The organism is Pantoea agglomerans, assembly GCF_020149765.1.
Taxonomy (GTDB): Bacteria; Pseudomonadota; Gammaproteobacteria; order Enterobacterales; family Enterobacteriaceae; genus Pantoea; species Pantoea alvi.
Genome location: NZ_CP083809.1, coordinates 102,645 through 126,805 on the forward strand (window position 1 = coordinate 102,645; position 24,161 = coordinate 126,805).

Annotated in this window: 22 protein-coding genes; 14 read left to right on the forward strand and 8 right to left on the reverse strand. The window is 62.1% G+C overall.

Features of this window, described 5'->3' with window-relative positions:
- Positions 1-22: 22 nt before the first annotated feature.
- Entirely contained in the window at positions 23-922 is a 900-nt protein-coding gene (locus tag LB453_RS02900) for a LysR family transcriptional regulator (RefSeq protein ID WP_103796389.1), read from the reverse strand.
- Positions 923-1,037: 115 nt separating this feature from the next.
- On the opposite strand from LB453_RS02900, the gene LB453_RS02905 reads away from it, so the two are divergent.
- A complete protein-coding gene (locus LB453_RS02905; RefSeq protein ID WP_103796213.1) occupies positions 1,038-1,796 on the forward strand; it encodes an SDR family NAD(P)-dependent oxidoreductase in 759 nt (252 codons plus the stop codon).
- Positions 1,797-1,879: 83 nt separating this feature from the next.
- Here the strand turns inward: LB453_RS02905 and LB453_RS02910 are convergent, their stop codons facing one another.
- The gene (locus tag LB453_RS02910; RefSeq protein WP_103796214.1) at positions 1,880-2,728 is read right to left on the reverse strand and encodes a PhzF family phenazine biosynthesis protein; all 849 of its coding nucleotides are present in this window, start codon (positions 2,726-2,728) and stop codon (positions 1,880-1,882) included.
- 98 nt (positions 2,729-2,826) lie between these two features.
- On the opposite strand from LB453_RS02910, the gene LB453_RS02915 reads away from it, so the two are divergent.
- Positions 2,827-3,453 carry a glutathione S-transferase family protein gene (locus tag LB453_RS02915; RefSeq protein ID WP_103796215.1) on the forward strand — a complete coding sequence of 209 codons (627 nt, stop codon included), beginning with the start codon at positions 2,827-2,829 and terminating at the stop codon, positions 3,451-3,453.
- Here the strand turns inward: LB453_RS02915 and LB453_RS02920 are convergent.
- Positions 3,420-4,907: a PLP-dependent aminotransferase family protein gene (locus LB453_RS02920; RefSeq protein ID WP_103796216.1), complete on the reverse strand. Its 1,488-nt coding sequence runs from the start codon at positions 4,905-4,907 to the stop codon at positions 3,420-3,422. The two genes, LB453_RS02915 and LB453_RS02920, sit on opposite strands and share 34 nt — an antisense overlap.
- A gap of 135 nt (positions 4,908-5,042) precedes the next feature.
- Between LB453_RS02920 and LB453_RS02925 the strand changes: the two genes are divergently transcribed.
- On the forward strand, positions 5,043-5,624 hold the full coding sequence (locus tag LB453_RS02925; protein WP_103796217.1) for a LysE family translocator: 582 nt from the start codon (positions 5,043-5,045) through the stop codon (positions 5,622-5,624).
- Here the strand turns inward: LB453_RS02925 and LB453_RS02930 are convergent.
- The 3 genes from LB453_RS02930 to LB453_RS02940 all read right to left on the reverse strand — a co-directional run bounded on the left by LB453_RS02930 (position 5,621) and on the right by LB453_RS02940 (position 10,519).
- On the reverse strand, positions 5,621-8,005 hold the full coding sequence (locus tag LB453_RS02930) for a phosphoketolase (protein WP_103796218.1): 2,385 nt from the start codon (positions 8,003-8,005) through the stop codon (positions 5,621-5,623). The two genes, LB453_RS02925 and LB453_RS02930, sit on opposite strands and share 4 nt — an antisense overlap.
- Before the next feature lie 140 nt (positions 8,006-8,145).
- Complete coding sequence (gene mqo / locus LB453_RS02935; protein ID WP_103796219.1) at positions 8,146-9,762, reverse strand: malate dehydrogenase (quinone); 1,617 nt, start codon at positions 9,760-9,762, stop codon at positions 8,146-8,148.
- 514 nt (positions 9,763-10,276) lie between these two features.
- The gene (locus LB453_RS02940) at positions 10,277-10,519 is read right to left on the reverse strand and encodes a DUF1158 domain-containing protein (RefSeq protein ID WP_103796390.1); all 243 of its coding nucleotides are present in this window, start codon (positions 10,517-10,519) and stop codon (positions 10,277-10,279) included.
- 303 nt (positions 10,520-10,822) lie between these two features.
- Between LB453_RS02940 and mntP the strand changes: the two genes are divergently transcribed.
- The 11 genes from mntP to LB453_RS02995 all read left to right on the forward strand — a co-directional run bounded on the left by mntP (position 10,823) and on the right by LB453_RS02995 (position 21,920).
- Positions 10,823-11,398: a manganese efflux pump MntP gene (gene mntP / locus LB453_RS02945; RefSeq protein WP_103796220.1), complete on the forward strand. Its 576-nt coding sequence runs from the start codon at positions 10,823-10,825 to the stop codon at positions 11,396-11,398.
- Between the two features lie 117 nt (positions 11,399-11,515).
- On the forward strand, positions 11,516-11,593 hold the full coding sequence (azuC, locus tag LB453_RS23380; protein WP_146053841.1) for a stress response protein AzuC: 78 nt from the start codon (positions 11,516-11,518) through the stop codon (positions 11,591-11,593).
- A 252-nt stretch (positions 11,594-11,845) separates the two neighbouring features.
- Entirely contained in the window at positions 11,846-12,853 is a 1,008-nt protein-coding gene (gene dgcN / locus LB453_RS02955) for an N-acetyltransferase DgcN (RefSeq protein WP_103796221.1), read from the forward strand.
- Position 12,854: 1 nt separating this feature from the next.
- Positions 12,855-13,820 carry an N-acetyl-D-Glu racemase DgcA gene (gene dgcA / locus LB453_RS02960; protein ID WP_224481589.1) on the forward strand — a complete coding sequence of 322 codons (966 nt, stop codon included), beginning with the start codon at positions 12,855-12,857 and terminating at the stop codon, positions 13,818-13,820.
- A gap of 16 nt (positions 13,821-13,836) precedes the next feature.
- Positions 13,837-15,699 (forward strand): ABC transporter ATP-binding protein, encoded by a 1,863-nt coding sequence (locus LB453_RS02965; protein ID WP_103796223.1) that lies wholly within the window; start codon positions 13,837-13,839, stop codon positions 15,697-15,699.
- Positions 15,700-15,731: 32 nt separating this feature from the next.
- Complete coding sequence (locus LB453_RS02970; RefSeq protein ID WP_103796224.1) at positions 15,732-17,273, forward strand: glutathione ABC transporter substrate-binding protein; 1,542 nt, start codon at positions 15,732-15,734, stop codon at positions 17,271-17,273.
- A gap of 30 nt (positions 17,274-17,303) precedes the next feature.
- A complete protein-coding gene (locus LB453_RS02975; protein WP_103796225.1) occupies positions 17,304-18,236 on the forward strand; it encodes an ABC transporter permease in 933 nt (310 codons plus the stop codon).
- Positions 18,233-19,117, forward strand: a complete 885-nt coding sequence (locus LB453_RS02980; RefSeq protein ID WP_103796226.1) for an ABC transporter permease subunit — start codon at positions 18,233-18,235, stop codon at positions 19,115-19,117. The genes LB453_RS02975 and LB453_RS02980 overlap by 4 nt, the downstream gene beginning before the upstream one ends.
- A 2-nt stretch (positions 19,118-19,119) precedes the next feature.
- On the forward strand, positions 19,120-20,172 hold the full coding sequence (locus LB453_RS02985; protein WP_103796227.1) for a P1 family peptidase: 1,053 nt from the start codon (positions 19,120-19,122) through the stop codon (positions 20,170-20,172).
- The gene (locus LB453_RS02990; protein ID WP_103796228.1) at positions 20,169-20,990 is read left to right on the forward strand and encodes a M55 family metallopeptidase; all 822 of its coding nucleotides are present in this window, start codon (positions 20,169-20,171) and stop codon (positions 20,988-20,990) included. Before LB453_RS02985 ends, LB453_RS02990 begins: the two co-directional genes overlap by 4 nt.
- 93 nt (positions 20,991-21,083) lie before the next feature.
- Complete coding sequence (locus LB453_RS02995; protein ID WP_103796229.1) at positions 21,084-21,920, forward strand: fumarylacetoacetate hydrolase family protein; 837 nt, start codon at positions 21,084-21,086, stop codon at positions 21,918-21,920.
- Here LB453_RS02995 and LB453_RS03000 read toward each other — a convergent pair.
- Positions 21,910-23,424, reverse strand: a complete 1,515-nt coding sequence (locus LB453_RS03000; RefSeq protein ID WP_103796230.1) for a serine hydrolase domain-containing protein — start codon at positions 23,422-23,424, stop codon at positions 21,910-21,912. The two genes, LB453_RS02995 and LB453_RS03000, sit on opposite strands and share 11 nt — an antisense overlap.
- Entirely contained in the window at positions 23,421-24,161 is a 741-nt protein-coding gene (locus tag LB453_RS03005; protein ID WP_103796231.1) for an ABC transporter ATP-binding protein, read from the reverse strand. The genes LB453_RS03000 and LB453_RS03005 overlap by 4 nt, the downstream gene beginning before the upstream one ends.

Consider the following 24,161-nt stretch of genomic DNA (forward strand, 5'->3'; position numbering starts at 1 on the left):
GTGAAAAGGCAATTATAGCCGCTCAGGTGACATACTCCTGTAGTACCTGACTCAGCCACTCCATAAACACGCGCACGCGCCGCGCCACATTGCGCCGATGGGGATAGAGCAGAGAGATGGGCATCGGCTTCGCCGGAAAGGCGTGCAGCACTTCCACCAGCTGGCCAGACTCCAGCAGCGGATAGATGCCCATCGCCGGCACCTGAATAATGCCCAGTCCCGCCATGCAGGCGGCGCGATAGGTTTCCGTGCTGTTGACCGTCACAACGCCGCCGGTTTGCACGTAGTGGCACTGCTTGCCGTCAAAATATTCAAAGCCGGGCGAAGGCTGGCCGAGCTGCTGCGTGTAGTGAACCATCGCGTGCGACGACAGCTCCTCCAGCCGCGTCGGCATGCCGAAACGGGAAAGGTAGCCGGGGCTGGCGCAGTTAATCAAGGTGTAGGTGCCGATTTTTCGCGCAATCAGGCCGGAGTCTTTTAGCTCGCCGACGCGGATAACGCAGTCGAAACCTTCGCGGATCACATCCACCATGCGGTCGCTGCTGCTCAGCTCGATTTCCACGCCGGGATAGTGCTGCAAAAATTCCGGCAGGCGCGGCAGGATAAAGCCGGTCGCCATCGCTACCGACATATCGACGCGCAGCTTGCCGCTCAGCGTAGCGGGATCGTGCTGAAACAGGCTATCCATATCGTCGATCATCGACAACAGATCCAGGCAGCGATCGTAGTAGACCAGCCCATCCTGGGTAAGCTGCACGCGCCGCGTGGTGCGATGCAGCAGCCGCGTACCCATCTGATTTTCCAGCGCCTGCAGCTGGCGCGACACGCTGCCTTTTGGCAGGCCCAGACTTTCCGCCGCTCGGGTAAAACTGCCCATTTCCGCCACCCGCACAAAAACCTGCATTGCGTGAATTTTGTCCATGTTGTTCACCGATTGTTGTTGTAAGTGAAACAGTGCTGCGTATTTCCTGCCATTTATAGATCAATTATTGGGGAATATCCTGATTTGGTGTTCAATTTTGCAACAGGATCGAAACATGAGTAATAAAATTGCACTTATTACCGGCGCCAACCGCGGTTTAGGCAAGAATGCGGCGTTAAAACTGGCTGCAAAAGGCGTCGATATCCTTTTTACCTGGCGCAGCCATGAAGAAGAGGCGCAGGCGTTAATTACTGCAATCGAGGCGCTGGGCGGTCGCGCAGCCGCGCTGCAGCTGGATGTAGGCGACAGCGGCCAGTTCAGCGGCTTTGTCGCGCAGGTCAAACAGACGCTGGAAAATGGATGGCAGCGCGACCGCTTTGATTATTTAATAAACAACGCCGGTCATGGTCACTATAAGCCATTTAGCGAGACCACAGAGGAAGAGTTTGACGCGCTGGTTAACGTTCATTTTAAAGGGCCCTATTTTCTGACGCAGAAACTGCTGCCGCTGATCAACGACGGTGGCCGCATTTTGAATATCTCCAGCGGGCTGACGCGCATGACCTACCCAGGCTCCGCCACTTACGCCTCCGTTAAAGGCGCGATGGAGGTGCTGACGCGCTATCAGGCGAAAGAGCTGGGCGAACGGCGCATTCGCGTTAATATTTTGGCGCCGGGGGCTATCGAGACCGACTTCGGCGGCGGACGCGTGCGCGACAATAAAGAGATTAACGACACCATTGCGGCGCTTACCGCGCTGGGGCGCGTGGGGCAGCCGGACGATATCGGCGACGCCATCACCGCGATTCTCAGCGAGGAGAGCGGCTGGATCACGGCGCAGCGCATTGAGGCGTCAGGCGGCCAGGCGTTATAAGCTACGGATACGCACCAGGGATAAGGTGCGTATCTGCGCGGGCTTATCTCCTCCACGGCGGTGCCGGCAATGCAGCGTCAGCGCTACAGCGCAATGGTGCCATCAATTACCGTGACGGTCTTACCGCCGATCCAGATTTGGTCGCCTTCGAAGCGCACCGATACGCGCCCTTCACGCCCGATTGCCGTACCCTGACGCGTCCGGTAATCGCGCATCTGACCCTGCGCGGCAAAGTAGCGCGCCAGGCAGGCGTTGGCGCTGCCGGTAATGGGATCTTCCGTCAGGCTGCCGTTCTCCACCAGCAGGCCGCGCACTTCATACTGCTCGCTTTCGCCGTGCGGCAGCGGGCCGAACGGCATCACGCCGGTAACATCCGCGTGGGCGAGCAGGCGCTGCAGATCGCTGACGGCGGGCTGAATCGCCAGCACCGCCTCGGCGCTAATCATCGGGATAAGCAGCCAGCGGATACTCATATCGACCACGGCGGGCGTTTGCGTGGTGTCGAACAGCTCGCAGCCGAGCGCATTGCTCATCAGCGCGTCGGTAAAGGGAGCGATCGTCGCCTCTGGAGCGGCAAACGCCAGCGAACCCCCGGCGCCGATGCTGATCGTCACGTTGCCGACGCCGCACTCCTGCACCATCCTGCCAGGTTGCTTCGTCGGCCAGCCCGCTTCCAGCAGCGCATGCGCGGTGCCCAGCGTCGGGTGTCCGGCAAACGGCAGTTCACCCTCAACGGTAAAGATGCGCACGCGGTAGTCAGCTTCCTGGTGCTGCGGCGGCAGCACAAAGGTCGTTTCAGACAGATTTGTCCAGCGGGCGATGGCCTGAAGCTGCGCGTCGCTCAGGCCCTGCGCATCCATAATCACCGCCAGCGGATTGCCGTTGAACGCGGACGAGGTAAAGACATCTACTTGCTTAAAGGCGACGTTCATTATTGCTCCTTTCTCAACAGGGCATTTCCACGCCCGACATTTGCGTTTATGGCCTGACAGGGTTATCAATATGTTAACAATTCCTGCAGGAGACCGTTATGCTGAAAATTCTTGGGCGCGACTCGTCAATTAACGTGCGTAAAGTGCTCTGGCTCTGCGACGAGCTGGATCTCGACTTCGAGCGCGAAGAAGAGTGGGGCGTGGAACCTGACTCGCTGCGCAAGCCGGAATTTCTCGCCCTTAACCCGAACGCCCTGATCCCGGTCGTTATCGACGACGACTTCGTGCTGTGGGAGTCGAACGCCATCCTGCGCTATCTGGCCAACGCCTATGAGGGCGACTGGCTCTATCCGCAAAATCCGCGCGCCCGCGCGCCGATCGATCAGTGGATGGACTGGCAGTCCACCGAACTCAATACCTCCTGGCGCTACGCCTTTATGTCGCTGGTGCGCAACTCGCCCGCGCATCAGGATCCGCGTCTGCTGGCGGCGGCCTGCAAAGGGTGGGCGCACACCATGGGCATCCTTAACCAGCAGCTGGAGAAAACCGGACGCTATGTGGCGGGCCGTAACTTCACCCTGGCGGATATCGGCGTCGGGCTGGCGGTCAACCGCTGGTATGAAACCCCGCTGGATCATCCCAGCCTGCCTGCGGTGCGTAATTACTACGAACGCCTGACCGAGCGCCATCCCTACACCGTCTGGGGCCGCAACGGCAAACCCTGATCGATCCCCGGCGCCAGGCCCGCCAGCTCGCAGGCGATCGCGCCGGTGCGCTTCAGCGCCCAGCTATAGCGCTGGTCGAAGGGGTAGCAGCAGGAGAGACGCAGCGCGTGATTGTAGCGTTCGCTCAGCGAATAGAGCGCGCCGGGCGTCACGCAGATCTGCTCTTGCAGCAGCCGATGGAACATCGCCACCGTATCGACCTGCTCCGGCAGTTCGACCCAAAAAACAAACCCGCCGCGCGGCAGCGTGGCGCGCGTCCCCTGCGGAAAATAGCGGGCGATGAGGCCACGCGCCTCGTCCATATTGGCGGCGTAGCGGCGGCGCAGCGTGCGCAGATGGTGATCGTAACCGCCGTTGGCGAGAAATTCCGCCAGCGTCTCCGACAGCAGCCGGGATTCCGCCATCGAGGAGACCGCCTTCAGGCGCGCTATCGCCTCATGGAAGCGGCCGGCGGCGATCCAGCCGATGCGAAAGTCCGGCGCTACGGTTTTGGTAAAGCTGGTGCAGTAAATCACCCAACCTTCGGTATCAAATGACTTTACGGTAGGCGAGAGCGGCCAGTCGAACTGCAGCTCGTCATAGAGGCCGTCTTCCAGCAGAGGAACCTTGTAAGTATTTACTAACCTGGCCAGACGTTGCTTGTTCTGGCGCGACATGCAGCAGCCCAGCGGATTCTGCGCGCTCGGCATGGCGATCAGCGCCTGAATACGCTTCTCCTGCAGCAGCATCTCCAGCGCGTCGAGGGAAAGCCCGTGCTGCGGATCGGTGGGAATCTCCAGCGCCTTCAGCCCCAGCGACGCCAGCAGCGGAAAGAGAAAAAAGTAGGTCGGCGACTCCAGTCCAACGCAGTCTCCAGGCTGGGTCACCGCGCGTAGCGCCAGCTGCAGCGCCTCCATACAGCCGTGGGTGAGGGTGATCGCTTCGCTGGTCAGCGACATGCCCGCGTGCAGCGCGCGGCGCGCAATCTCCTCCCGTAAGCGCTCACTACCGGGAGGGAGCGCATAGCGGCCGATAAGGTCGGGATTGCGGCGCAGCAGCGAAGCGGTAATGCGCGCGAGGCGCGCCGACGGATAAAGCTCGCCGTCCTGCGGGCAGGCCAGCGAAATATTGACGTAATCGGGATGGTTCTGCGCCGCGAACACCTGGTCGATCAGATCGAGCTTTTCACTGCTCGGGTCTTTAATGCGGGTGCGATGGGGAACCGGCTGCGTCAGGGCGGGCAGCACGCTGCGCACATAATAGCCTGACTGTGGCCGCGCCTCGATAAGGCCGCGATCTTCCAGCCGCTGCCAGGCGTTCAGCACGGTATTAATGCTGACCTGATGGCTCTGCGCCACGCGGCGAATGGCAGGCAGGCGCTTGCCCGGTTTTAGCGTGCCCTGATGAATCGCCTCGGCGAAGCTATCGGCAAGCTGGCAATAGAGCGGCTGATCGGCAGAGAAAGAAAGGGACACAAAAGCCTCCGCGAGTCATGGGTACAATATTTAAAATTACAGACTGTAACCATGACAATAGTGATTTTGTGTCTCTGTTACCAATTCATTTGGCGTTTTAGCATGGCCTTACTGTTTCCTGTGGAGAACGCCGCCATGCTCGATCCCTCTTTTTTCAGCTATGTCACCGTTATGTCTATTACCCCTGGCCCCAATAACCTGCTGCTGGCGACCTCCGGCGTTAATTTCGGCCTGCGGCGTACGCTGCCGATGATCTCCGGCGTGCTGCTGGGTTGTCTGCTGCAAACCGCGCTGGCGGTTCTGGCGCTGGAGTGGCTGCTGAGCTGGATGGGCGCCGTCCGGCTGCCGCTCACGCTGGCGGGCTGCGCCTACCTGCTCTGGCTGTCGTGGAAGATCTGGCGGGCGGGCGCGCCGACCCAGCGGGAAAAGGCGCAGCCGATGACCATCGCCGGTGCTATCGGCTTTCAGGCGCTCAATCCCAAGGCCTGGCTGATGGCGACCAACGTAGCGCTGCTGTGGAGCGCGCAGAGCGGGCTGCTGCCGGTCATGCTTGGCTTCGCGCTGGTAAACCTGCCCTGCGTAGTCATCTGGGCAGCGCTGGGCGATCGGCTGGGCCTGCATCTGCAAACGCCGTGGAAGCGTCGTCTCTTCAACAGCGTGATGGCGCTGTCGCTGGTGGCCACGACGTTATGGATGCTGGCGGACGCCCTGCGTTAATCGGGCGCGCCGGTACCCGTTTCCGACGGCCATTTCCAGCCGCGCACCTCCGGCACATCTTCGCCATATTCGCGTACGTAGCGATGATGCTCGGCGATGCGCTCCTGCAAATCGTCCAGCAGTTCCGGGTGGCGATCCGCCAGTCCCGGCACGCGCAGGATCGCCTCCTGCGCCAGATGATAGCGGTCCAGCTCGTTAAGCACCGTCATATCGAACGGCGTGGTGGTGGTGCCCTCTTCGTTAAAGCCGCGTACGTGGAAATTACGATGGTTGTTGCGCTGGTAGGCAAGGCGATGCACCAGCGCCGGGTAGCCGTGGAAGGCGAAAATCACCGGCTTGTCGAGCGTGAACAGCGCGTCGAAATCCTCTTCGCTTTTGCCGTGCGGATGTTGCTCCTGGGTTTGCAGCGCCATCAGATCGACCACGTTCACCACGCGAATGCGCAGGTCGGGCAGATAGCCGCGCAGCAGATCCACCGCCGCCAGCGTCTCCAGCGTCGGCACGTCGCCGGCGCACGCCATCACCACATCCGGCTCTTCGCCCGGCGGCGTGGTGCCCGCCCAGCGCCATTCGCCCATGCCCGCCTCGCAGTGGGCAATGGCGCTCTCCATATCGAGCCACTGCGCCGACGGCTGCTTGCCCGCCACAATCACGTTGATACGGTCCCAGGTGCGCAGGCAGTGATCGCCGACCCACAGCAGCGTGTTGGCGTCCGGCGGCAGATAGATGCGTACGATATCCGCCTTTTTATTGGCGACGTGATCCATAAAGCCAGGATCCTGGTGGCTGTAGCCGTTGTGATCCTGACGCCAGACGTGGGAAGAGAGCAGGTAGTTGAGCGAGGAGACCGGCTTGCGCCAGCCGAGCTTGCGCGTCACCTTCAGCCACTTGGCGTGCTGGTTGAACATCGAATCGACAATATGGATAAAGGCTTCGTAGCAGTTAAACAGGCCGTGACGGCCGGTCAGCAGATAGCCTTCGAGCCAGCCCTGACACTGATGCTCGCTAAGGATCTCCATCACGCGGCCGTCGCGCGCCAGCTGCTCGTCATAGGGCTTCACCGGCTCCAGCCAGGTGCGGCTGGTAACGTCGAAGACCGGCGTCAGGCGGTTCGAGGCGGTTTCGTCGGGGCCGAACAGGCGGAAGTTATGCTGGTTGCGCGCAAATATCTCCGCCAGATAGCGGCCGAACTGCTCGGTGGCCTGCGCCAGCTGCGAGCCTGGTGCCTTCACGTCAAAGGCGAATTCACGGATATCGGGCGTATTCAACTCGCGGCGCAGCAGCCCGCCGTTGGCGTAGGGCGACGCCCCCATACGTTTATCGCCCTGCGGTGCCAGCGCGCGCAGCTCCGGCTTTAGCCGACCCTGTTCGTCGAACAGGTCATCCGGCTGATAGCTGCGCAGCCACTGCTCCAGTATCTGACGATGTCCCGCATCTTCGCGGCAGGCCGCTACCGGCACCTGATGGGCGCGCCAGAAGTCTTCCACCTTTTTACCGTCGACCTCCTGCGGGCCGGTCCAGCCTTTAGGGCTGCGCATAATAATCATCGGCCAGCGTGGAATGCCGTCCTGCTCGTGGCCTTCGCGCGCCGCCTGCTGGTAAGCGGCGATGCGATCGAAGGCGTGCTCAAGGGTGTCGGCCATCTGCTGATGCATCTTCTCCGGCTCGTGCCCGCTCACGAACAGCGGCTCGTAGCCGTAGCCGCGGAACAGCTGCTGCAGATCGTCGTCGCTGGCGCGTCCCAGAATAGTGGGGTTCGCAATCTTGTAGCCGTTGAGGTGCAGGATCGGCAGCACGGCACCGTCGCGCTGGGGATTAAGAAACTTGATGCCGTGCCAGCTCGAGGCCAGCGGGCCGGTTTCCGCCTCGCCGTCGCCGATCACGCAGGGCACGATCAGATCGGGATTATCAAAGGCCGCGCCAAAGGCGTGCGACAGCGAGTAGCCGAGTTCGCCGCCTTCGTTGATCGACCCCGGCGTTTCCGGCGCGGCGTGGCTCGGGATGCCGCCGGGAAACGAGAACTGTTTGAACAGGCGCTGCATGCCTTCCGCGTCTTCGCTGATGTGCGGATAGATTTCGCTGTAGCTGCCCTCCAGCCAGGTATTCGCCACCATGCCCGGCCCGCCGTGGCCCGGTCCGCAGATATAGATCATATTCAGGTCGCGCTGGCGAATAATGCGGTTGAGGTGCGCGTAGATAAAATTGAGGCCGGGCGTGGTGCCCCAGTGCCCCAGCAGGCGAGGCTTAATATGTTCCGGCTGCAGGGGCTCGCGCAGCAGCGGGTTCGCCATCAGGTAAATCTGCCCGACGGAAAGGTAGTTGGCGGCGCGCCAGTAGCGGTCCAGCAGGCGTAACTCACTGGCAGCGGTCGATTCTGACATCGGACATTCTCCTGGTTAGCGAAACGTGACGAGAAAAAAAGCGTTTCATTAACCCTAATAGAGAATCCACGACTCGACCAGGCGCGATACCCGGAAACAAAAAGCCCCGCCAGGGCGGGGCTTTGATCGGCCAAACGGGCTTACTTGCCTACCACATGGGCGGTTTCGCGCGCTTCGTCGTTCGCAGCGTTTGGCGTCACCGGCGGCGCGTAGGCGAGTTTCAGCACGCGGCTGGTATCCGCCAGCACTCGCTCCGTCAGCGCCACGTCGCCGTTAAGTTTGCGCCCCCAGGAGGGCACCACGGCGCGAATGCGGTTCTGCCATTCCGTCGACGCCATCTGCTCTGGCCAGGCTTTCGCCATCAGCTCCAGCATAATCGGCGCAGCGGTGGAGGCGCCCGGCGAGGCGCCGAGCAGGGCGGAAATAGAGCCATCTTCCGAGGTGACCACTTCAGTGCCGAGACGCAGCACGCCGCCCTCTTTGCCCTCTTTTTTGATAATCTGCACGCGCTGGCCAGCGGTAACCAGACGCCAGTCGTCAGGATGCGCCTCCGGCACATAGGTGCGCAGCGCCTCCATGCGATCGGCATCGCTCTGCAGCACCTGATCGACCAGGTATTTCACCAGGTCAAAATTCTTCAGCCCGACGTTCATCATCGGCAGCAGGTTGCTGCTGTTTATCGAGCCGAACATATCCAGCAGCGAGCCCTGCTTAAGAAACCGGGTGGAGAAGGTGGCGAACGGGCCAAACAGCAGCACTCTTTTGCCGTCCAGCACGCGGGTATCGACGTGCGGCACCGACATCGGCGGCGCGCCGACCGAGGCTTTGCCATAGACCTTCGCCATATGCTGACGCACCACGTCCGGGTTCTCGGTCACCAGGAACGAGCCGCCGACCGGGAAACCGGCGTAGCCGTTGACCTCCGGGATGCCGCTCTTCTGCAGCAGCGGCAGCGCCGCGCCGCCCGCGCCGATAAAGACGTTTTTCGCCGTTAGCAGGCGGCTCTCGCCCGTTGCCAGCGAATGCAGGGTAACCTGCCAGCGGCCGTCGCTCAGGCGCTTGAGGTCGCGCACTTCCTGACGCAGACGCAGGCGGAAGCCGGGATGTTTCTCCAGCGAGGCGATCAGCTGACGCGTCACTTCGCCGAAATTGACGTCGGTGCCCATCTCCGTCCAGGTCGCCGCAACTTTCTGGCGGCGGTCGCGGCCTTTCATCACCAGCGGGATCCATTCGGCAATCTGCTGTGGATCTTCGGAGTAGGCCATACCGCGGAACAGCGTGCTTTTCTGCAGCGCCTGATAGCGTTTGCGCAGGAAAGCCACATTCTCATCGCCCCAGACAAAACTCATATGTGGCGTGCTGTTAATAAAACGTTCAGGCGAGTGGAGACGTCCCTTCTGCACCTGCCAGGCCAGGAACTGACGGGAAACCTGGAAGGATTCATTAATTGCCAGCGCTTTGCTGATATCGATGCTGCCATCCGCCTTTAACGGCGTATAGTTCAGCTCCGCCAGCGCGGCATGGCCGGTCCCGGCATTGTTCCAGCCGTTAGAGGACTCTTCCGCCACGTTATCGAGACGCTCGACCATTTCAATGGCCCAGTCCGGCTCCAGCTCCTGTAGCCAGGCGCCTAGCGTCGCGCTCATTACGCCTGCGCCAATCAGCAGCACATCAACGTCTTTACGCTCGGACATCTGCGGTTTTCCCGTGCCAACGGCGCTCGTTGCGAGCGTAAGGTTTACAGCTGTTTTGCTCATGAGGCGACATCTCCTCTCTCTGTTGACCTGATGCTCAACAGGTTCGCAGGCGAAATAGCCGCGCTTCTTGGGAGCGCGTTGCGCTATTTCTCAAAGGTTAAGACTCAGGTTCGTTTAAGCGGGCTGCAGGTTAACTGCACGTTATGCTTTATCTGTTGAATATAACATTCTCGCCTCTGAATTAAACATTTGTTTATTTTTTAAATGCAGAAATGATTCAGCATAAGAATTAATCATCCCGGCTCGACGTGCATAAGGAATTTTTTATCGAAAACTCAGCGGGTTAACCGAATATGATGTTGCGGAAATGCACGATGACGGTGCATGGCAGGGAGAGAGGGAAAAATCGCCTTATTTTATAAGGCGCTGATTTTAAAAGATTAGACAAAAAGGGATCGATAAAGGATTTTTCACGAGGCGGCCTTTTTCAGCCGATTCTGTAAAAGTAATGTTACATTTTTGTGATTTCAATCTGCCCGCGCCGGGCCGACAGCCGCAGCGACAGGCAACAGGATCAGGTGCGAAACCAGCGGCGATAGATAAAGCGGATCGCATAAAACTCCACCGCGCCCAGCAGCAGGAACCAGACGCAGAAGATCAGGGTATAGAGCTGGTTGATATCCTGCAGGTGCAGACGCTGGGTCAGGCTTCTGGCCATCGTCAGTCCAAAATTGGGCGCAGGCAGCAGCAGCGCAGAGAGAAAGCCGAGCAGCAAGATGCCGCCGGGGATAATCAGGGATTCAAAAGGGTTTTTCATCAGCAGGTTCCGCATTAGTCAGCGCGGCTATTTTCCGGCAATCTCCGCCGGGGTTCAATCCCCGCCGCGGCCACGCCTTCAGGCCGCGCGTCTGGCTCTGAGAAAAGGCTTAAGGACCATTAACTTAGCGGCAAAAGATAGCGAAAGATAAAAGTTATAGCCTTTGCTATATTTAAATCCATGATTTCCTTGTCTTTTTATCAGGCGGGATGCGTGCTAGACTGCGCGCACTTTTACCAGACTGAACCTTTATTGCGGCAAAAAGCAGGCGTCTGAACGCTTTTTACCCTGACACTAGCCATTATGACTTTTATCGCAACTCTGATCCTTGCCTTCGGCATGTCGATGGATGCTTTTGCCGCTGCGCTCAGCAAAGGCGCGGCGCTGCATCGTCCCGGATTTAAAGAAGCGCTGCGCACCGGTCTGATTTTTGGCGCGATTGAAGCGCTGACGCCGCTGATCGGCTGGGCTGCCGGCCTCGCCGCCAGCCGTTATGTAATGGCCTGGGATCACTGGGTCGCTTTTATTCTGCTGTCGTTCCTGGGCGGACGCATGATGATGGAAGGTTTTCGCCAGACGGCGACGGCAGAAGCGTGCGAAGCGCCGCAGCGTCATGGCTTTATGGTGCTGGCGACCACGGCGGTCGCCACCAGCCTGGACGCGCTGGCGGTGGGCGTGGGCCTGGCCTTCCTGCAGGTCAATATTATCGCCACCGCGCTGACCATCGGCATGGCGACTACCATTATGGCGACCACCGGCGTGCTGGTGGGACGGCTGGTCGGGCCGGTGCTGGGCAAATGGGCGGAAGTGCTCGGCGGCGTGGTGCTTATCGCTATCGGCTGTACCATTCTGATCGAGCATCTCAATCTCTTCGCCTGAGTTGTTATCGCCCGTTAAGGGTGTTTTTGTGATCTGGTTCAAAATTTATTGCCTGAAAAATGCACGGAAGTTATAATTTCTCTGCATTTCTTCAACAAATTTTGAATCAGGTAGCCTATGAAACGCTTCGTAAAATATGTTTTCCGCGCTTACGTCGAAACCTTCAAATATGTACCGCCAGGCGCGATGTACTAATCCTTTACGCTTTATACCGTCTCAGGCAATCACGGCCGCTAGCGTGCCGTGATGCCCCCTCGCCATACGCTTTTCTTTCTACGCCTTCGCGCACCCTCCTCTTTTTACCACCCGATTCGGCCTCTGCCATAAGCTCAGCTTTTCGCTATAGCCGCAGGTTATAGCCAGCGACTAAACAAGCATTCGTCCCGCTTCGCCGCCCGTGAAATAGTGCCTTTCAGACCTTCCACCCTGTCTGAAAGAGAACGCATTATGCTTATCCCGCAACCCTATCTGCTATTTCTCGGCGACGTCACCGATCCGCTGGCCGCTAAAACCGCGCGCGGCATTCAGGTGTGGCGACCCGAACAGTGCGTCGGCGAAATTCGCCTGCCCGGCTGTACCGTGACCCTGGGACTTGAAGAGCTGGACATCGCGGCGGCGAAGGCGCGCGGCGCCAAAACGCTGGTGCTCGGCACCGCCAACGCCGGCGGCTATCTGCCGCAGCACTGGCTGGAGAGCATTACCACCGCCATTAAAGCAGGGATGAACGTCGCGAGCGGCCTGCATCATCGTCTGGCCGACGAACCTGAACTGGTGGCGCTGGCGGAGGCGCACGGCGTCGCGCTGTTCGATATCCGTCATATGCGGCCGAAACTAAACGTGGGCAGCGGCAAAAAGCGCAGCGGAAAACGCGTGCTGACCGTTGGCACCGACTGCTCGGTCGGCAAAATGTATACCTCGCTGGCGCTGGAAGCCGCCATGCGCGAGCAGGGCATGAAGGCGGATTTTCGCGCCACCGGACAGACCGGCATCCTGGTGGCGGGCGAAGGCATCGCCATCGACGCGGTTATCGCCGATTTTATCGCCGGCGCGGCGGAGGCGCTCTCGCCAGCCAACGACGACGATCACTGGGATATCGTCGAGGGGCAAGGCTCGCTGTTCCACCCCTCCTATGCGGGCGTCAGCATGGGATTAATCCACGGCGCGCAGCCGCACTGGCTGGTGATGTGCCATGAGATGGGGCGTCCGCATATGCGTCATTTGCCTCATCAGCCGATGGTGGGCCTGGCGGACTGCGTCGAAGCCAATCTGCGCGCGGCGCAGGTGACCAGCGACAATCCGCAGCTGGCCGGTTTCGCCATCAACACCTCTAACTTCAGCGAACAAGAGGCGCGCGACTACTGCGCGCAGCTCAGCGACACCTTTGGCGTGCCCGCAACGGATCCGGTGCGTTTCGGCATTGATGCGATCGCCGCCCTGCTGAAAGAGCGGGGCTGAGATGCGTCGCATGCTGATTGAGGTGTTGACGCTGCCGCTGGCGCGGCCATTCGCCATTGCGCGCGGCACCCGCACCGCCGTGGCGGTGATCCGCGTCGTTCTGGAGCAGGACGGTTTTATCGGCTGCGGCGAATGCACGCCGACGCCGCGCTATAACGAGTCCGTCGAGAGCGTGCACGCGCAGCTTAACGCGATGAAAGAGGCGATCGAGGCGGGGCTGAGCCGCCATGCGCTGCAAACGCAGCTTAACGCGGGCGCGGCGCGCAACGCGCTGGACTGCGCGCTGTGGCGGCTGGACGCCGCGCGGGCGAAGCAAACCCTGTGGCAGCAGGCCGCGCTGAGCGCGCCGCCGTCGGTGGTGACCGCTGAAACCCTCAGCCTCGACAGCGTCGAGAAGATGACCGACGCGGCGGCGGACGCGGTAGCGCGCGGCGCGCTGCTGCTCAAGATCAAGCTCGACCGCGAGGCGATTGTGGAAAAGGTCGCGGCTGTCCGCGCCGCCGCGCCTGACGCCACCTTGATCGCCGACGCCAACGAAGCCTGGAGCGGGCTTGATCTGCCGTCGCTGTTTGCCTCACTGCTGCCTTACCGGCTCGCAATGATCGAACAGCCGCTGCCGGCGGGCGAGGATGCCGGTTTAGCGGGCATCGCCCATCCCATTCCGCTCTGCGCTGATGAAAGCTGCCACACGCGCGGCGATATCGCCGCGCTGCGCGATCGCTACGAGATGATCAATATCAAGCTCGACAAGTGCGGCGGCCTGACGGAGGCGCTGGCGATGGCTGACGAGGCGAAAAAGCAGGGGATGCGGCTGATGGTCGGCTGCATGCTCGGCTCCTCGCTGGCGATGGAGGCGGCGCTGCTGGTTACCCCGCAGGCAGAACATGTCGATCTGGATGGCCCCATCTGGCTGGCGGCGGACAGTTCGCCCTTCCTTTCCTATTCACAAGGCCGTATCTGGCTGTAACGCATATGGAGCAACGATGACGGACACTTCTCGCCTGCCTGACGCCGCCAGCGTTGCCGATTCAGCGCGCGCGCCGGTGCTGGCGATAGAGCATCTCAGCGTCAGCTTTCGCGGGCGCAGCGGTTCGCATCAGGCGCTGCACGATGTCTCTTTCGCCATTCAGCCCGGGGAAATTGTCGCGGTCGTCGGCGAGAGCGGATCGGGAAAATCGGTCACCTCGCTGGCGGTAATGGGGCTGCTGGCCGCCTCGGCGCGCATCGACGGCGGCGCGATTCGCTTTCGCGACCGCACGGGCGAAACGCGCGATCTCAGCCGGCTCAGCGATGAGCAGCGGCGCAGGCTGCGCGGACGGGAGATGGCGATGATTTTTCAGGAGCCGATGACCTCGCTCAACCCGGTGCTGCGCGTGGGCGATCAGCTTACCGAAGCGCTGCGCGACCATCGACTCTGCTCTGGCGCTGAAGCGCAGGCCCGCGCGCGGTCGCTGCTGCGTCAGGTGCGCATCGCCGACGTCGATCGGGTAATGAAAAGCTATCCGCACGCGCTCTCCGGCGGGATGCGCCAGCGCGTGATGATTGCGCAGGCGCTGGCGTGCGATCCGCAGTTGCTTATTGCGGACGAGCCGACCACCGCGCTCGACGTCACGGTGCAGGCGCGCATTCTCCATATTCTGCGCGAGCTGCAGCGGGAAAAAGGGATGGCGGTGCTGTTTATCACGCATGATATGGGCGTGGTGGCGGAAGTCGCGGACCGCGTGGTGGTGATGTATCGCGGCAACGTCGTCGAGCAGGGGCCGGTGGAGGCGATCTTCGCCGCGCCGCAGCATGACTACACCCGGGCGCTGCTGGCGGCCGTGCCGAAACCTGGCGACATGCGCGAACAGCGCTGGCCGCAGCGTTTTCCGCTGCTGCACAGCGACGCGCCAGAGGAGGAGGCGCACATCACCGCGCGCTACGAAGAGAAACCGCTGCTCGACGTGCGTGGACTGACCGTACGCTTTCCCGTGCGCAGCGGTATTTTTTCCGCGCTGACGCACCGCGTGCATGCGGTCGAACAGATCGACTTCGCCCTCTGGCCGGGAGAAACCCTGGCGATTGTCGGCGAAAGCGGCTGCGGCAAATCGACCACCGGCCGCGCGCTGATGCGGCTGGTCGACGGCGACGCCGACAGTATTCTCTTCGCCGGCCGCGAAATTGCCAGCCTGAAAGAGGCGCAGTTTCAGCCGCTGCGGCGCGAAATCCAGATGGTGTTTCAGGACCCCTACGCGTCGCTCAACCCGCGACTGACCGTGGGCTTTACTATCGCCGAGCCGCTGCTGCTGCACGGGCTGGTGCGATCGCTCGACGAGGCGACGCCGCAGGTTGAAGCGCTGTTAAAGAGCGTCGGCCTGCTGCCGGAACATGCGCGGCGCTACCCCCATGAGTTCTCTGGCGGACAGCGGCAGCGTATCGCTATCGCCCGCGCGATGGCGCTTAAACCCCGCATTATTATTGCCGACGAAGCGGTCTCTGCGCTCGACGTGTCGGTTCAGGCGCAGGTCATCAACCTGATGATGGATCTGCAGCAGCAGACCGGCGTCGCCTGGATTTTTATCTCGCATGACATGGCGGTGGTGGAGCGCATCGCCAACCGCGTGGCGGTGATGTATCTCGGACAGATCGTGGAGATTGGGCCGCGGCAGTCGCTCTTTAATCAGCCGCAGCATCCCTACACGCAGCGTCTGCTGGCCTCGGTGCCGGTGGTCGATCCGCGTCACCGCCCGGAGCGCCGTTTCGACGACGGTGAAATTCCATCCCCAATACGCAGCGTAACAGAGAGAGTGAGTAAACACCGTTATCGCCAGGTCGCGCCCGATCACTGGGTGGCCGACGACCGTTAATTGCGCCTATTTATTGCCACCAGGAGCCTTTTATGAAGCCATTTTTTCGCCGTACCTCTGTTGCCCTCGGTTTAACACTCACGCTGGCCGGCGTCGCGCAGGCGCAGGATCTGCGTATCTCAATGTACGCCGATATTACCGGCCTCGACCCGCATGATACCTCCGATAACATCAGTTATTCGGTGCAGAGCGGGATATTTGAACGACTGTTTCAGTTCGATGCCAAAATGACCCTGATGCCCTGGCTGGCGACGGGTTATACCAGCAACGACGATGCCACGCAGTTTACGCTGACCCTGCGCGACGGCGTGACCTTTCAGGATGGCACGCCGTTTAACGCTGACGCGGTAAAGGCTAACCTCGACCGGCTCGCCGACCAGAAAAAGGGGCTGAAGCGCAACAGTCTTTACCGCATGATCAAAAGCGTTACGGTGCTGGCACCCAATAAAGTGCAAATCGACCTGAGCGAATCGTTCGGCGCCTTTATCAACACCCTGGCGCACCCGTCGGCGGTGATGTGGAGCCCGACGGTGCTGAAAGCCTTTCCCGACGAGGCGCAGCTGCGTCTGCATCCGGTCGGCACCGGGCCTTTTACCTTTGTGGAGTGGCAGCCCGGCAAGGCGGTGACGCTGACGAAATTCAACGGCTACTGGAATAAAGGCTGGCCGAAGGTGGATCGCGTGATCTTCTCGCCCAGCCCGGAAGACGCTACGCGCGTCGCGGCGCTGAAGTCGGGCCAGGTAGATGCGATCTATCCGCTGCCGTCCGATCTTATCGGCGCGGTGCAGAGCGACAGCCGGCTGGCGATCCAGCGCGATCCCAGCATCTATCTCTACTATATGGCGATCAATACCCAGCATAAGCCGCTGGCGGATACGCGCGTGCGACAGGCGATCAACTATGCCATTAACCGCGAGCTATGGCTGAAGGTGGGCTTTGCCGGTATGGGCACCCCTGCGACCTCGGCGATCCCGGGCGGGGTGCAGTTCTATCAGAAACAGAGCGCGCCGAACTATCGCTACGCGCCGGAAGAGGCGAAAGCCCTGCTCGCGGCGGCGGGCTACCCGAACGGTCTCGATCTCAAGCTCTGGTGTACCAACGCCACCGCCAGCGTTCGCGCCGCGCAGTTTCTTAAGGCGCAGCTCGCCACCGTTGGCATCCGCGTTACCGTCACGCCGATGGACTCCGGCACGCGCAACGCCAGACTCTGGGGTGTAAAGGATCCAAAACAGGCCGAGTACGATCTCTACTACGGCGGCTGGTCTACCTCGACGGGCGATGCCGACTGGGCGCTGCGTCCGCTGTTCGCCACCGAATCCTGGGTGCCGACCTCCTACAACGTCTCCTACTACAGCAACCCGGCGGTGGATAAGGCGATCGCCGGCGGGCTGGCGACGGCTGAACCGGCGAAGCGCGCAGCAGCCTACGCCGACGCGCAGAGTCTGCTGTGGAAAGATGCGCCTGTCGCCTTTCTCGGCACGCCAGATAACCTGGTCGGCAAAACGCAGAAGCTGAGCGGCGTGTCGATGCTGCCGGACGGCAATCTGCTCTTTAATCAGGCGGTCTTTAAATAACGCCCAACGGCACTGTAAAAAAGGAAGGTTATGTTCGCATACATCCTGCGTCGACTGCTGGAGATGATTCCGGTGCTGCTGGTAGTTTCGCTGCTGGTCTTTGGCTTTATTAAGCTGCTGCCTGGCGATCCGGCACGGATCTACGCCGGGCCTGACGCGCCGATCGAGGCGGTTGAGGCGGCGCGTCAGCATCTCGGCCTGAACGATCCGCTGCCGCAGCAGTACGTTAACTGGCTGGGCGGCATCCTGCGCGGCGACCTGGGGGTCACCTACCGCACCCAGCAGCCGGTGCTGGAGCTGATTCAAAAGAGCTTTATGCCGACGCTGTGGCTGGCGCTGGCGGGATTCGCCTGGTCGGTGGCGCTCGGCCTGGCGCTGGGCGTGACGGCGGCGCTGCGACGCGGCGGCTGGCTGGACTGGGCGCTGATGAGCGCCGCGGTCGGCGGCATTTCAATGCCGGCGTTCTGGCTCGGTCTGCTGCTGATCCAGTTCGTCGCCATGCCGTTCGGCTTCTTCTCGGTCAGCGGCTTCAACCAGCCTGCCGATATTATCCTGCCCGCCATTACGCTCGGCTCGTCGGTTGCGGCCGTTATGGCGCGCTTTACCCGCTCGGCGTTTCTTGAGGTGGCGCAGGAAGATTATGTGCGCACCGCTCGCGCCAAAGGACTGCGCGCGGCGCGCGTGACCTGGAAACATGTGATGCGCAACGCGCTTATCCCGGTGATCACCATGCTGGGCCTGCAGTTCGGGTTTCTGCTCGGCGGGTCAATCGTGGTGGAGAGCGTGTTCAACTGGCCCGGCCTGGGCTGGCTGCTGATCGAATCGATCAAGGCGCAGGACCAGCCGGTCATTCAGGCGCTGGTGATGCTGTTCGTGTTTGAATTTATCGTTATCAACCTGCTGGTGGATCTGCTCTATGCGGTGGTTAATCCGGCAATTCGTCTCAGTCAGGGGGCCAAATGAGCCAGCAGACGCTAACCACCGTCGACAGCGACGCGATCCGCTCGCCGTGGCGCGACTTTCTGCACGCTTTTGCGCGCAATCCGCTGGCGCTGGCGTCGGGCAGTTTCGTGCTGTTGCTGGTGCTGGTTGCGCTTTTCGCCCCCTGGCTGGCGCCCTGGAATCCCATGGAGCCAGACTGGACGGCGCTCTCCATGCCGCCGTCAGGGACGCACTGGATGGGCACGGACGAGCTTGGGCGCGATGTTCTGAGCCGCATTATCTACGGCGCACGTATTTCCCTCTACGTCGGTGTGGTATCGGTGACGCTCGGCATGCTGGCGGGCATCGTGCTTGGCCTGCTGGCGGGCTACTATGGGCGCTGGGTCGATATGCTGATTATGCGCGGCTCCGACGTGCTCTTCGCCTTTCCCGGCATGCTGCTGGCGATTGCGGTGGTGGCGATACTGGGGCCCGGCCTCAACAACGTGATTATCGCGGTGGCGGTATTCAGCGTGCCGGTCTTTGCGCGCATCGTACGCGCCTCGACGCTGTCGCTAAAGCAGGCCGCTTATGTTGAAGCGGTGCGCTGTGCGGGCGCGCCGGATCGGGTGATTCTGCTGCGTCATATTCTTCCCGGCACGCTGCCGAACGTGATCGTTTACTTCACCATGCGCATCGGCACCAGCATCCTTACCGCCGCCGGGCTGAGCTTTATCGGCCTCGGCCCGGAGCCTGACGTGCCGGAATGGGGCAATATTCTTGCCATGAGCCGCAGCATGATGATGGCGGGGCTGTGGCACGTTAGCGTCTTTCCCGGCCTGGCGATTTTTATGACGGTGCTGGCGTTCAACCTGCTGGGCGATGCGCTACGCGATACGCTGGATCCTAAACTAAAGAGCTAAAGATGGACTTTCACCAACAACAATGCGACCTGCTGCTGCAGCGCTGGCGCGCCACGCGCCGCCTTGGTCTGCCGCGCGGCGTCTGCGGGCCGACCAACCGCATCAGCGACGTGCCCGGCGTGCGCGTGGGCCACTACACGCTGGACCGCGACGAGCTGCAAACCGGCGTGACGGCAGTTGTGCCGCCAGGGGAGAATCTTTTCATCCGGCCATTGCCGTGCGGTGCGGCGGTGTTTAACGGCTTCGCCAAGCCGGTCGGGCTGGTGCAGGTCGCCGAGCTGGGCGTGCTGCAGACCCCGATTCTGCTCAGCAACACGCTGGCGATCGGCACGCTGTTCAACACGCTGGCGCGCGCGGCGATTGGCGCCAACCCCGAGCTGGGACGGGCGCTGCCCACGGTCAATCCGCTGGCGCTGGAGTGCAACGACGGCTGGCTCAACGATATTCAGGCGATGGCGGTGACCGAAGCGATGGCGCAGGCCGCCCTCGACGCCGCCGACGCCGACTTCGCGCGCGGCAGCGTTGGCGCAGGGCGCGGCATGAGCTGCTTCAGCCTGAAAGGCGGCATCGGCAGCGCCTCGCGCCGCATTGATGCCCTTAACGCCACGCTTGGCGTGCTGGTGCTGGCGAACTTCGGCGTGCTGGAGGCGCTGACGCTGGATGGCGTGCGCATTGGCGAGCGGATCGCGCCGCTGCTGCCGTCGCTGACGCCGCAGCGCGACGCCGGCTCTGTCATTATTATCCTCGCGACTGACGCGCCGCTCGACGCCCGCCAGCTGACGCGCATAGCGAAGCGCGCCGGTGCTGGCCTGGGGCGGTCTGGCAGCTACTGGGGACACGGATCCGGCGATATCGCGGTGGCGTTCTCTACGCAGCCCGCGCCGCAGCCGCCGCAGGATGCCGCGCTGGAGCCGATGCTGTCGGCGGCGGCCGACGCCACCGAACATGCGGTGCTGGACGCGCTGCTTAGCGCCCGGCCCGTCACCGGCTTTCGCGGCCACCACCGTCCGGCGCTCAGCGACGTGCTCGACCGCCTTGCAGGAGTCACAGAGTGAAGATCTTTATCTCAGCCGATATTGAAGGCGTCGCGGGCGTGATGCGCCCGGAGCAGTGCGCACCCGGCCACGCCGAATGGCAGCTGGCGCGCGCCTTAATGGAGCAGGAGGTGAACGCCGCCATCGACGGCGCTTTCGCCGCGGGCGCCACCGAGGTGGTGGTCGCCGACAGCCATGCGCAGATGACCAACCTGCGCGCCGAGCAGATGGATGCGCGCGCCAGGCTGGTGCAGGGCAAACCGCGCGCGCTCTCGATGGTCGAGGGGCTGGAACAGCAGCGCTTCGATGGCCTGATGCTGATCGGCTATCACAGCGCGGCGGGAGAGGCGGGCGTGCTGGCGCACACCATCAACGGACGCGCCTTTTGGCGCATCCTGATCAACGATCGCGTGGCAGGGGAAAGCGACATCTACGCGGCGGCGGCGGCGGAGCAGGGCACGCCGCTGTGGCTGGTAAGCGGAGACAACTGCCTGCAGCAGTGGATCGGCGAACGCCACCCCGACGCGGAATATGTTTGCGTAAAGCGCGCAATTTCTCACACCTGCGCCGAATCGCTTAGTCCGCAGGCGGCGCGCGAGCGTATCCGGGAAGCGGCGGCGCGCGCGGTTTCGCGCGCTTCTGGCGCGTGCGAAACCTCTCTGAGCGCGCCCTATCGGCTGAGGCTACAGGCGAGCAAACCGGTGCTGGCGGATCTTTTCTGCCTGATCCCCGGCGTCGCGCGCCTCGATGCCGTCACGGTCGGCTACCAGGCGGAGCGTATGGCGACGCTGGTCAGCCTGCTCAGCGCCTTCTCTTATCTGGCGTCGACACAAAATTAAACCTTATGTCATCGGATGAGCGGAAGTTCGTACGATTTTTATCTCATCTTTTGTTAACCTGCGCGCGAATTTATCGATAACAACGAGGCAGTAATGCAGCTTTGCAGTTTTTATCTTCCAGACCAGGGCATTAAAAGTTTCGGCATCGTAAAAGAAAACGGCGTGGTGGATGTCGGCACGCGCCTGGGCGCGCAGTGCCCGGATCTGAAAACCTTTCTGCAGCGCTCCTCGCTGGCGGATCTGGCGGCGTTTCGCGATCTGCCCGCCGACTACGCCTTTGCTGCGCTGCGCTTTCTGCCGGTAATTGACAATCCCGGTAAGGTTTTTTGCGTCGGCATGAACTACGCCGATAAGCGCAAGGAGTTTTCAGAAACCCAGAATGCGCCGACGCTGTTTATCCGCTTCGCCGACTCTCTGACCGGTCATGACCAGCCGCTGATGAAGCCTGACTCCACCAGCGAATTTGACTATGAAGGCGAGCTGGCGGTGATCATCGGCAAACCGGCGCATCGGGTGAAGGCCGACGAGGCGCTGAGCTACGTGGCGGGCTACAGCTGCTTTATGGATGCGACGGTACGCGACATGCAGTTCACCTGGTTTACCGCCGGGAAAAACTGGCCGCAGACCGGCGGCTTCGGCCCCTGGATGACCACGGCCGAGGCGATTGGCGATCCGCAGGCGCTGGCGATCAAAACCTTCCTTAACGGACGGGAAGTTCAGAACGATACCACCGGCAGCATGGTGCATAACGTCGCCAGTATTATCGAGTACATCTCCGCTTTCAGTCCGCTCTCGCCGGGCGACGTCATTTTTACCGGTTCGCCAGGCGGCGTCGGTAAAAAACGCACGCCGCCGCTGTTTATGTTCAGCGGCGACGTAGTGGAAGTGGAAATTGAGAAGATCGGCAGGCTGCGCAACGTTATCGCGTAAACTGCACCACCCGGCTGCGGTTAAGCAGCAGGCGCAGCCGGTTGCCGTCGCGCTCCAGCATAAAGCGCTTTTGCCAGGGGCCGTCCTGCGCGGTCGCCAGCACCCGGTTGCCGCTCAGCGACTGCAGGCTGGCAACCATCGCCGCCGGGCCGATGCCCATAATCAGCTTCTCCCCCGCAATCTCCAGTTCGCTGCGCCACTGCGGCAGAAACCAGCGTCCCTGCATCGCCTGCAGGCTGGCGCTGTCTGGCTGCGCTGGCGTAAAGCGGCGCGGCGCAGCATGGCCAATTTCGCCGACGATGTCGGCACCTTCCTGGCGCAGCCGCAGCGGAAGGGTGCTGGAGAGCGAGCGCGCGTCGCCGTGCGCGTCGTCGCGCCACAGGGTTTCGCTTGCCCCCAGCCAGGTTGCCGTGTCGCCGTTGATCTCCAGCCACTCCGCCGCCTGTTCTCCAGTATAGAGGCCGGGCGCGAGAGGGTGCCCTTTCTCCGGCAGCGCCCGGTTAAGCAGCGCCGCCATCACCCGCAGCGCGCTTTCAGAGGTGGCGACATCCTCCCGGTTCGCCACCAGCGCCACGCCGACCCGGCGCTCAGGGTGCAGCAGAAAATAGCTTTTATAGCCCGCGTGCGAGCCGCCGTGGCCAAACAGCGTCTGGGTACCGAGCTGGGTAGTGGCCAGGCCCAGCCCGTAGCCGCTGACGCGCCCGTCCGCCAGCAGGCGCGGCGCGCTGAGGCGTTGCAGCACGCCCGCACCGGGGCCAAGGTCGCTCAGCAGCGCCTGCAGCCAGCGCGTCAGATGGCGCAGGCTGCCGGCTACGCTGCCGGAGGCGGAAAGATGAAGGCCGGCGCTGGCGAGCTGCCAGCGGCTGCCGTCGAACCAGTAGCCCGGCACCAGACCGGGCACGACGTCGAACCAGCTTTCGGGGGCGGACAGGCTGATATCGAGCGGCTGGCAGATATACTGCTGCAGCAGCGCGTCGAAACGCACCCCTTTGGCTTTAAGCGCCTCCTCCACCAGCCGATAGCCGGTATTGGTATAAGAGACTTCGCTGCCCGGCGGGTAGTTCAGCCCGCTCTCCGCGGCGAGGAACGCCAGCAGGTCGGCGTCGGTGGTGGCGTTATAGACCGACAGCCCGATCAGCGACAGGGTTTCACGCAGATCCGGCAGCCCGCTCGACATATCCAGCGCCTGGCCGACGGTAACCTGCCCGCTGGCGCCGCGCAGCTGCGGCAGGTGATCGGCCAGCCTGTCGTCAGGCGACAGATAGCGGCGGCCCGGCCCGGTTACCAGCGCAGCGAAAAGATGTTTGGTGAGCGAGGCGTAGCGCACCACGCTGTCGAGGGTAAACGGCGTCTGCTGCGCCAGATCCGCCAGCCCGGCGCAGTGCGTCGAATGAACCTGACGGGCGTCGAACAGCATTATCGCGCCGCCTGGCGCGCCGGGCCGTCGCCAGCCCTGAACGATCTCGTCGGCGACCGCCGCCGCCTGCTGCCACTCCAGCGTCATGCCGGCTCCTCCAGCCCAATGCTTAAATCGAAAAGCTGCGCGGTATGCGGATGATGGAGACGCCGCGCGCGCAGATCCTCCGCGCTGAGCTGTTCCACCATTTCGCCATGCTGCATCACGCCGATACGCTGGCAAAGATGGGTGACGACCGCCAGATTATGCGTCACCAGAATATAGGTAAGATTGCGCGCGCTGCGCAGATCGCTGAGCAAATTGAGAATTTCCGCCTGTACCGAAACGTCCAGCGCGGAGGTGGGCTCATCCAGCAGCAGCACTTCCGGTTCGGCGATCAGCGCGCGGGCGATCGCCACGCGCTGACGCTGGCCGCCGGAAAGCTGATGCGGATAGCGAAAGCGCGCCGCGGCGGGCAGGCCGACGTCGCTCAGCGCCTGACTGATGCGCTGCTCGGCGCGATCGAGGCGGTGTACCAGCAGCGGCTCATGCAAAATGCGGTCGATTGTCTGGCGCGGATGCAGCGAGCCGTAGGGATCCTGAAACACCATCTGCACCTGACGAAAAAAGGGCCGGCCGCGCCTGGCGGTCAGCGCCATGCCGCCAAAGCGGATCTCACCGCGCCAGTCGTGATTAAGGCCCGCCAGCGCGCGCAGCACCGTCGATTTGCCCGAGCCGCTTTCGCCTACCATGCCGAAGCTCTCGCCGCTGCCGACCTGGAACGAAACCGCTTTAACGGCGCGGTGCGCGCCGAAGTTTACGTCCAGCTTATCGATCTCAAACAT

Bases quoted from the DNA above. Each gene is read 5' to 3' on its own strand.
- LB453_RS02900 (WP_103796389.1), bottom strand. From the start codon at position 922: ATGGACAAAATTCACGCAATGCAGGTTTTTGTGCGGGTGGCGGAAATG.
- LB453_RS02905 (WP_103796213.1), top strand. From the start codon at position 1,038: ATGAGTAATAAAATTGCACTTATTACCGGCGCCAACCGCGGTTTAGGC.
- LB453_RS02910 (WP_103796214.1), bottom strand. From the start codon at position 2,728: ATGAACGTCGCCTTTAAGCAAGTAGATGTCTTTACCTCGTCCGCGTTC.
- LB453_RS02915 (WP_103796215.1), top strand. From the start codon at position 2,827: ATGCTGAAAATTCTTGGGCGCGACTCGTCAATTAACGTGCGTAAAGTG.
- LB453_RS02925 (WP_103796217.1), top strand. From the start codon at position 5,043: ATGCTCGATCCCTCTTTTTTCAGCTATGTCACCGTTATGTCTATTACC.
- LB453_RS02930 (WP_103796218.1), bottom strand. From the start codon at position 8,005: ATGTCAGAATCGACCGCTGCCAGTGAGTTACGCCTGCTGGACCGCTAC.
- mqo (WP_103796219.1), bottom strand. From the start codon at position 9,762: ATGAGCAAAACAGCTGTAAACCTTACGCTCGCAACGAGCGCCGTTGGC.
- LB453_RS02940 (WP_103796390.1), bottom strand. From the start codon at position 10,519: ATGAAAAACCCTTTTGAATCCCTGATTATCCCCGGCGGCATCTTGCTG.
- mntP (WP_103796220.1), top strand. From the start codon at position 10,823: ATGACTTTTATCGCAACTCTGATCCTTGCCTTCGGCATGTCGATGGAT.
- azuC (WP_146053841.1), top strand. From the start codon at position 11,516: ATGAAACGCTTCGTAAAATATGTTTTCCGCGCTTACGTCGAAACCTTC.
- dgcN (WP_103796221.1), top strand. From the start codon at position 11,846: ATGCTTATCCCGCAACCCTATCTGCTATTTCTCGGCGACGTCACCGAT.
- dgcA (WP_224481589.1), top strand. From the start codon at position 12,855: ATGCGTCGCATGCTGATTGAGGTGTTGACGCTGCCGCTGGCGCGGCCA.
- LB453_RS02965 (WP_103796223.1), top strand. From the start codon at position 13,837: ATGACGGACACTTCTCGCCTGCCTGACGCCGCCAGCGTTGCCGATTCA.
- LB453_RS02970 (WP_103796224.1), top strand. From the start codon at position 15,732: ATGAAGCCATTTTTTCGCCGTACCTCTGTTGCCCTCGGTTTAACACTC.
- LB453_RS02975 (WP_103796225.1), top strand. From the start codon at position 17,304: ATGTTCGCATACATCCTGCGTCGACTGCTGGAGATGATTCCGGTGCTG.
- LB453_RS02980 (WP_103796226.1), top strand. From the start codon at position 18,233: ATGAGCCAGCAGACGCTAACCACCGTCGACAGCGACGCGATCCGCTCG.
- LB453_RS02985 (WP_103796227.1), top strand. From the start codon at position 19,120: ATGGACTTTCACCAACAACAATGCGACCTGCTGCTGCAGCGCTGGCGC.
- LB453_RS02995 (WP_103796229.1), top strand. From the start codon at position 21,084: ATGCAGCTTTGCAGTTTTTATCTTCCAGACCAGGGCATTAAAAGTTTC.
- LB453_RS03000 (WP_103796230.1), bottom strand. From the start codon at position 23,424: ATGACGCTGGAGTGGCAGCAGGCGGCGGCGGTCGCCGACGAGATCGTT.
- LB453_RS03005 (WP_103796231.1), bottom strand. From the start codon at position 24,161: ATGTTTGAGATCGATAAGCTGGACGTAAACTTCGGCGCGCACCGCGCC.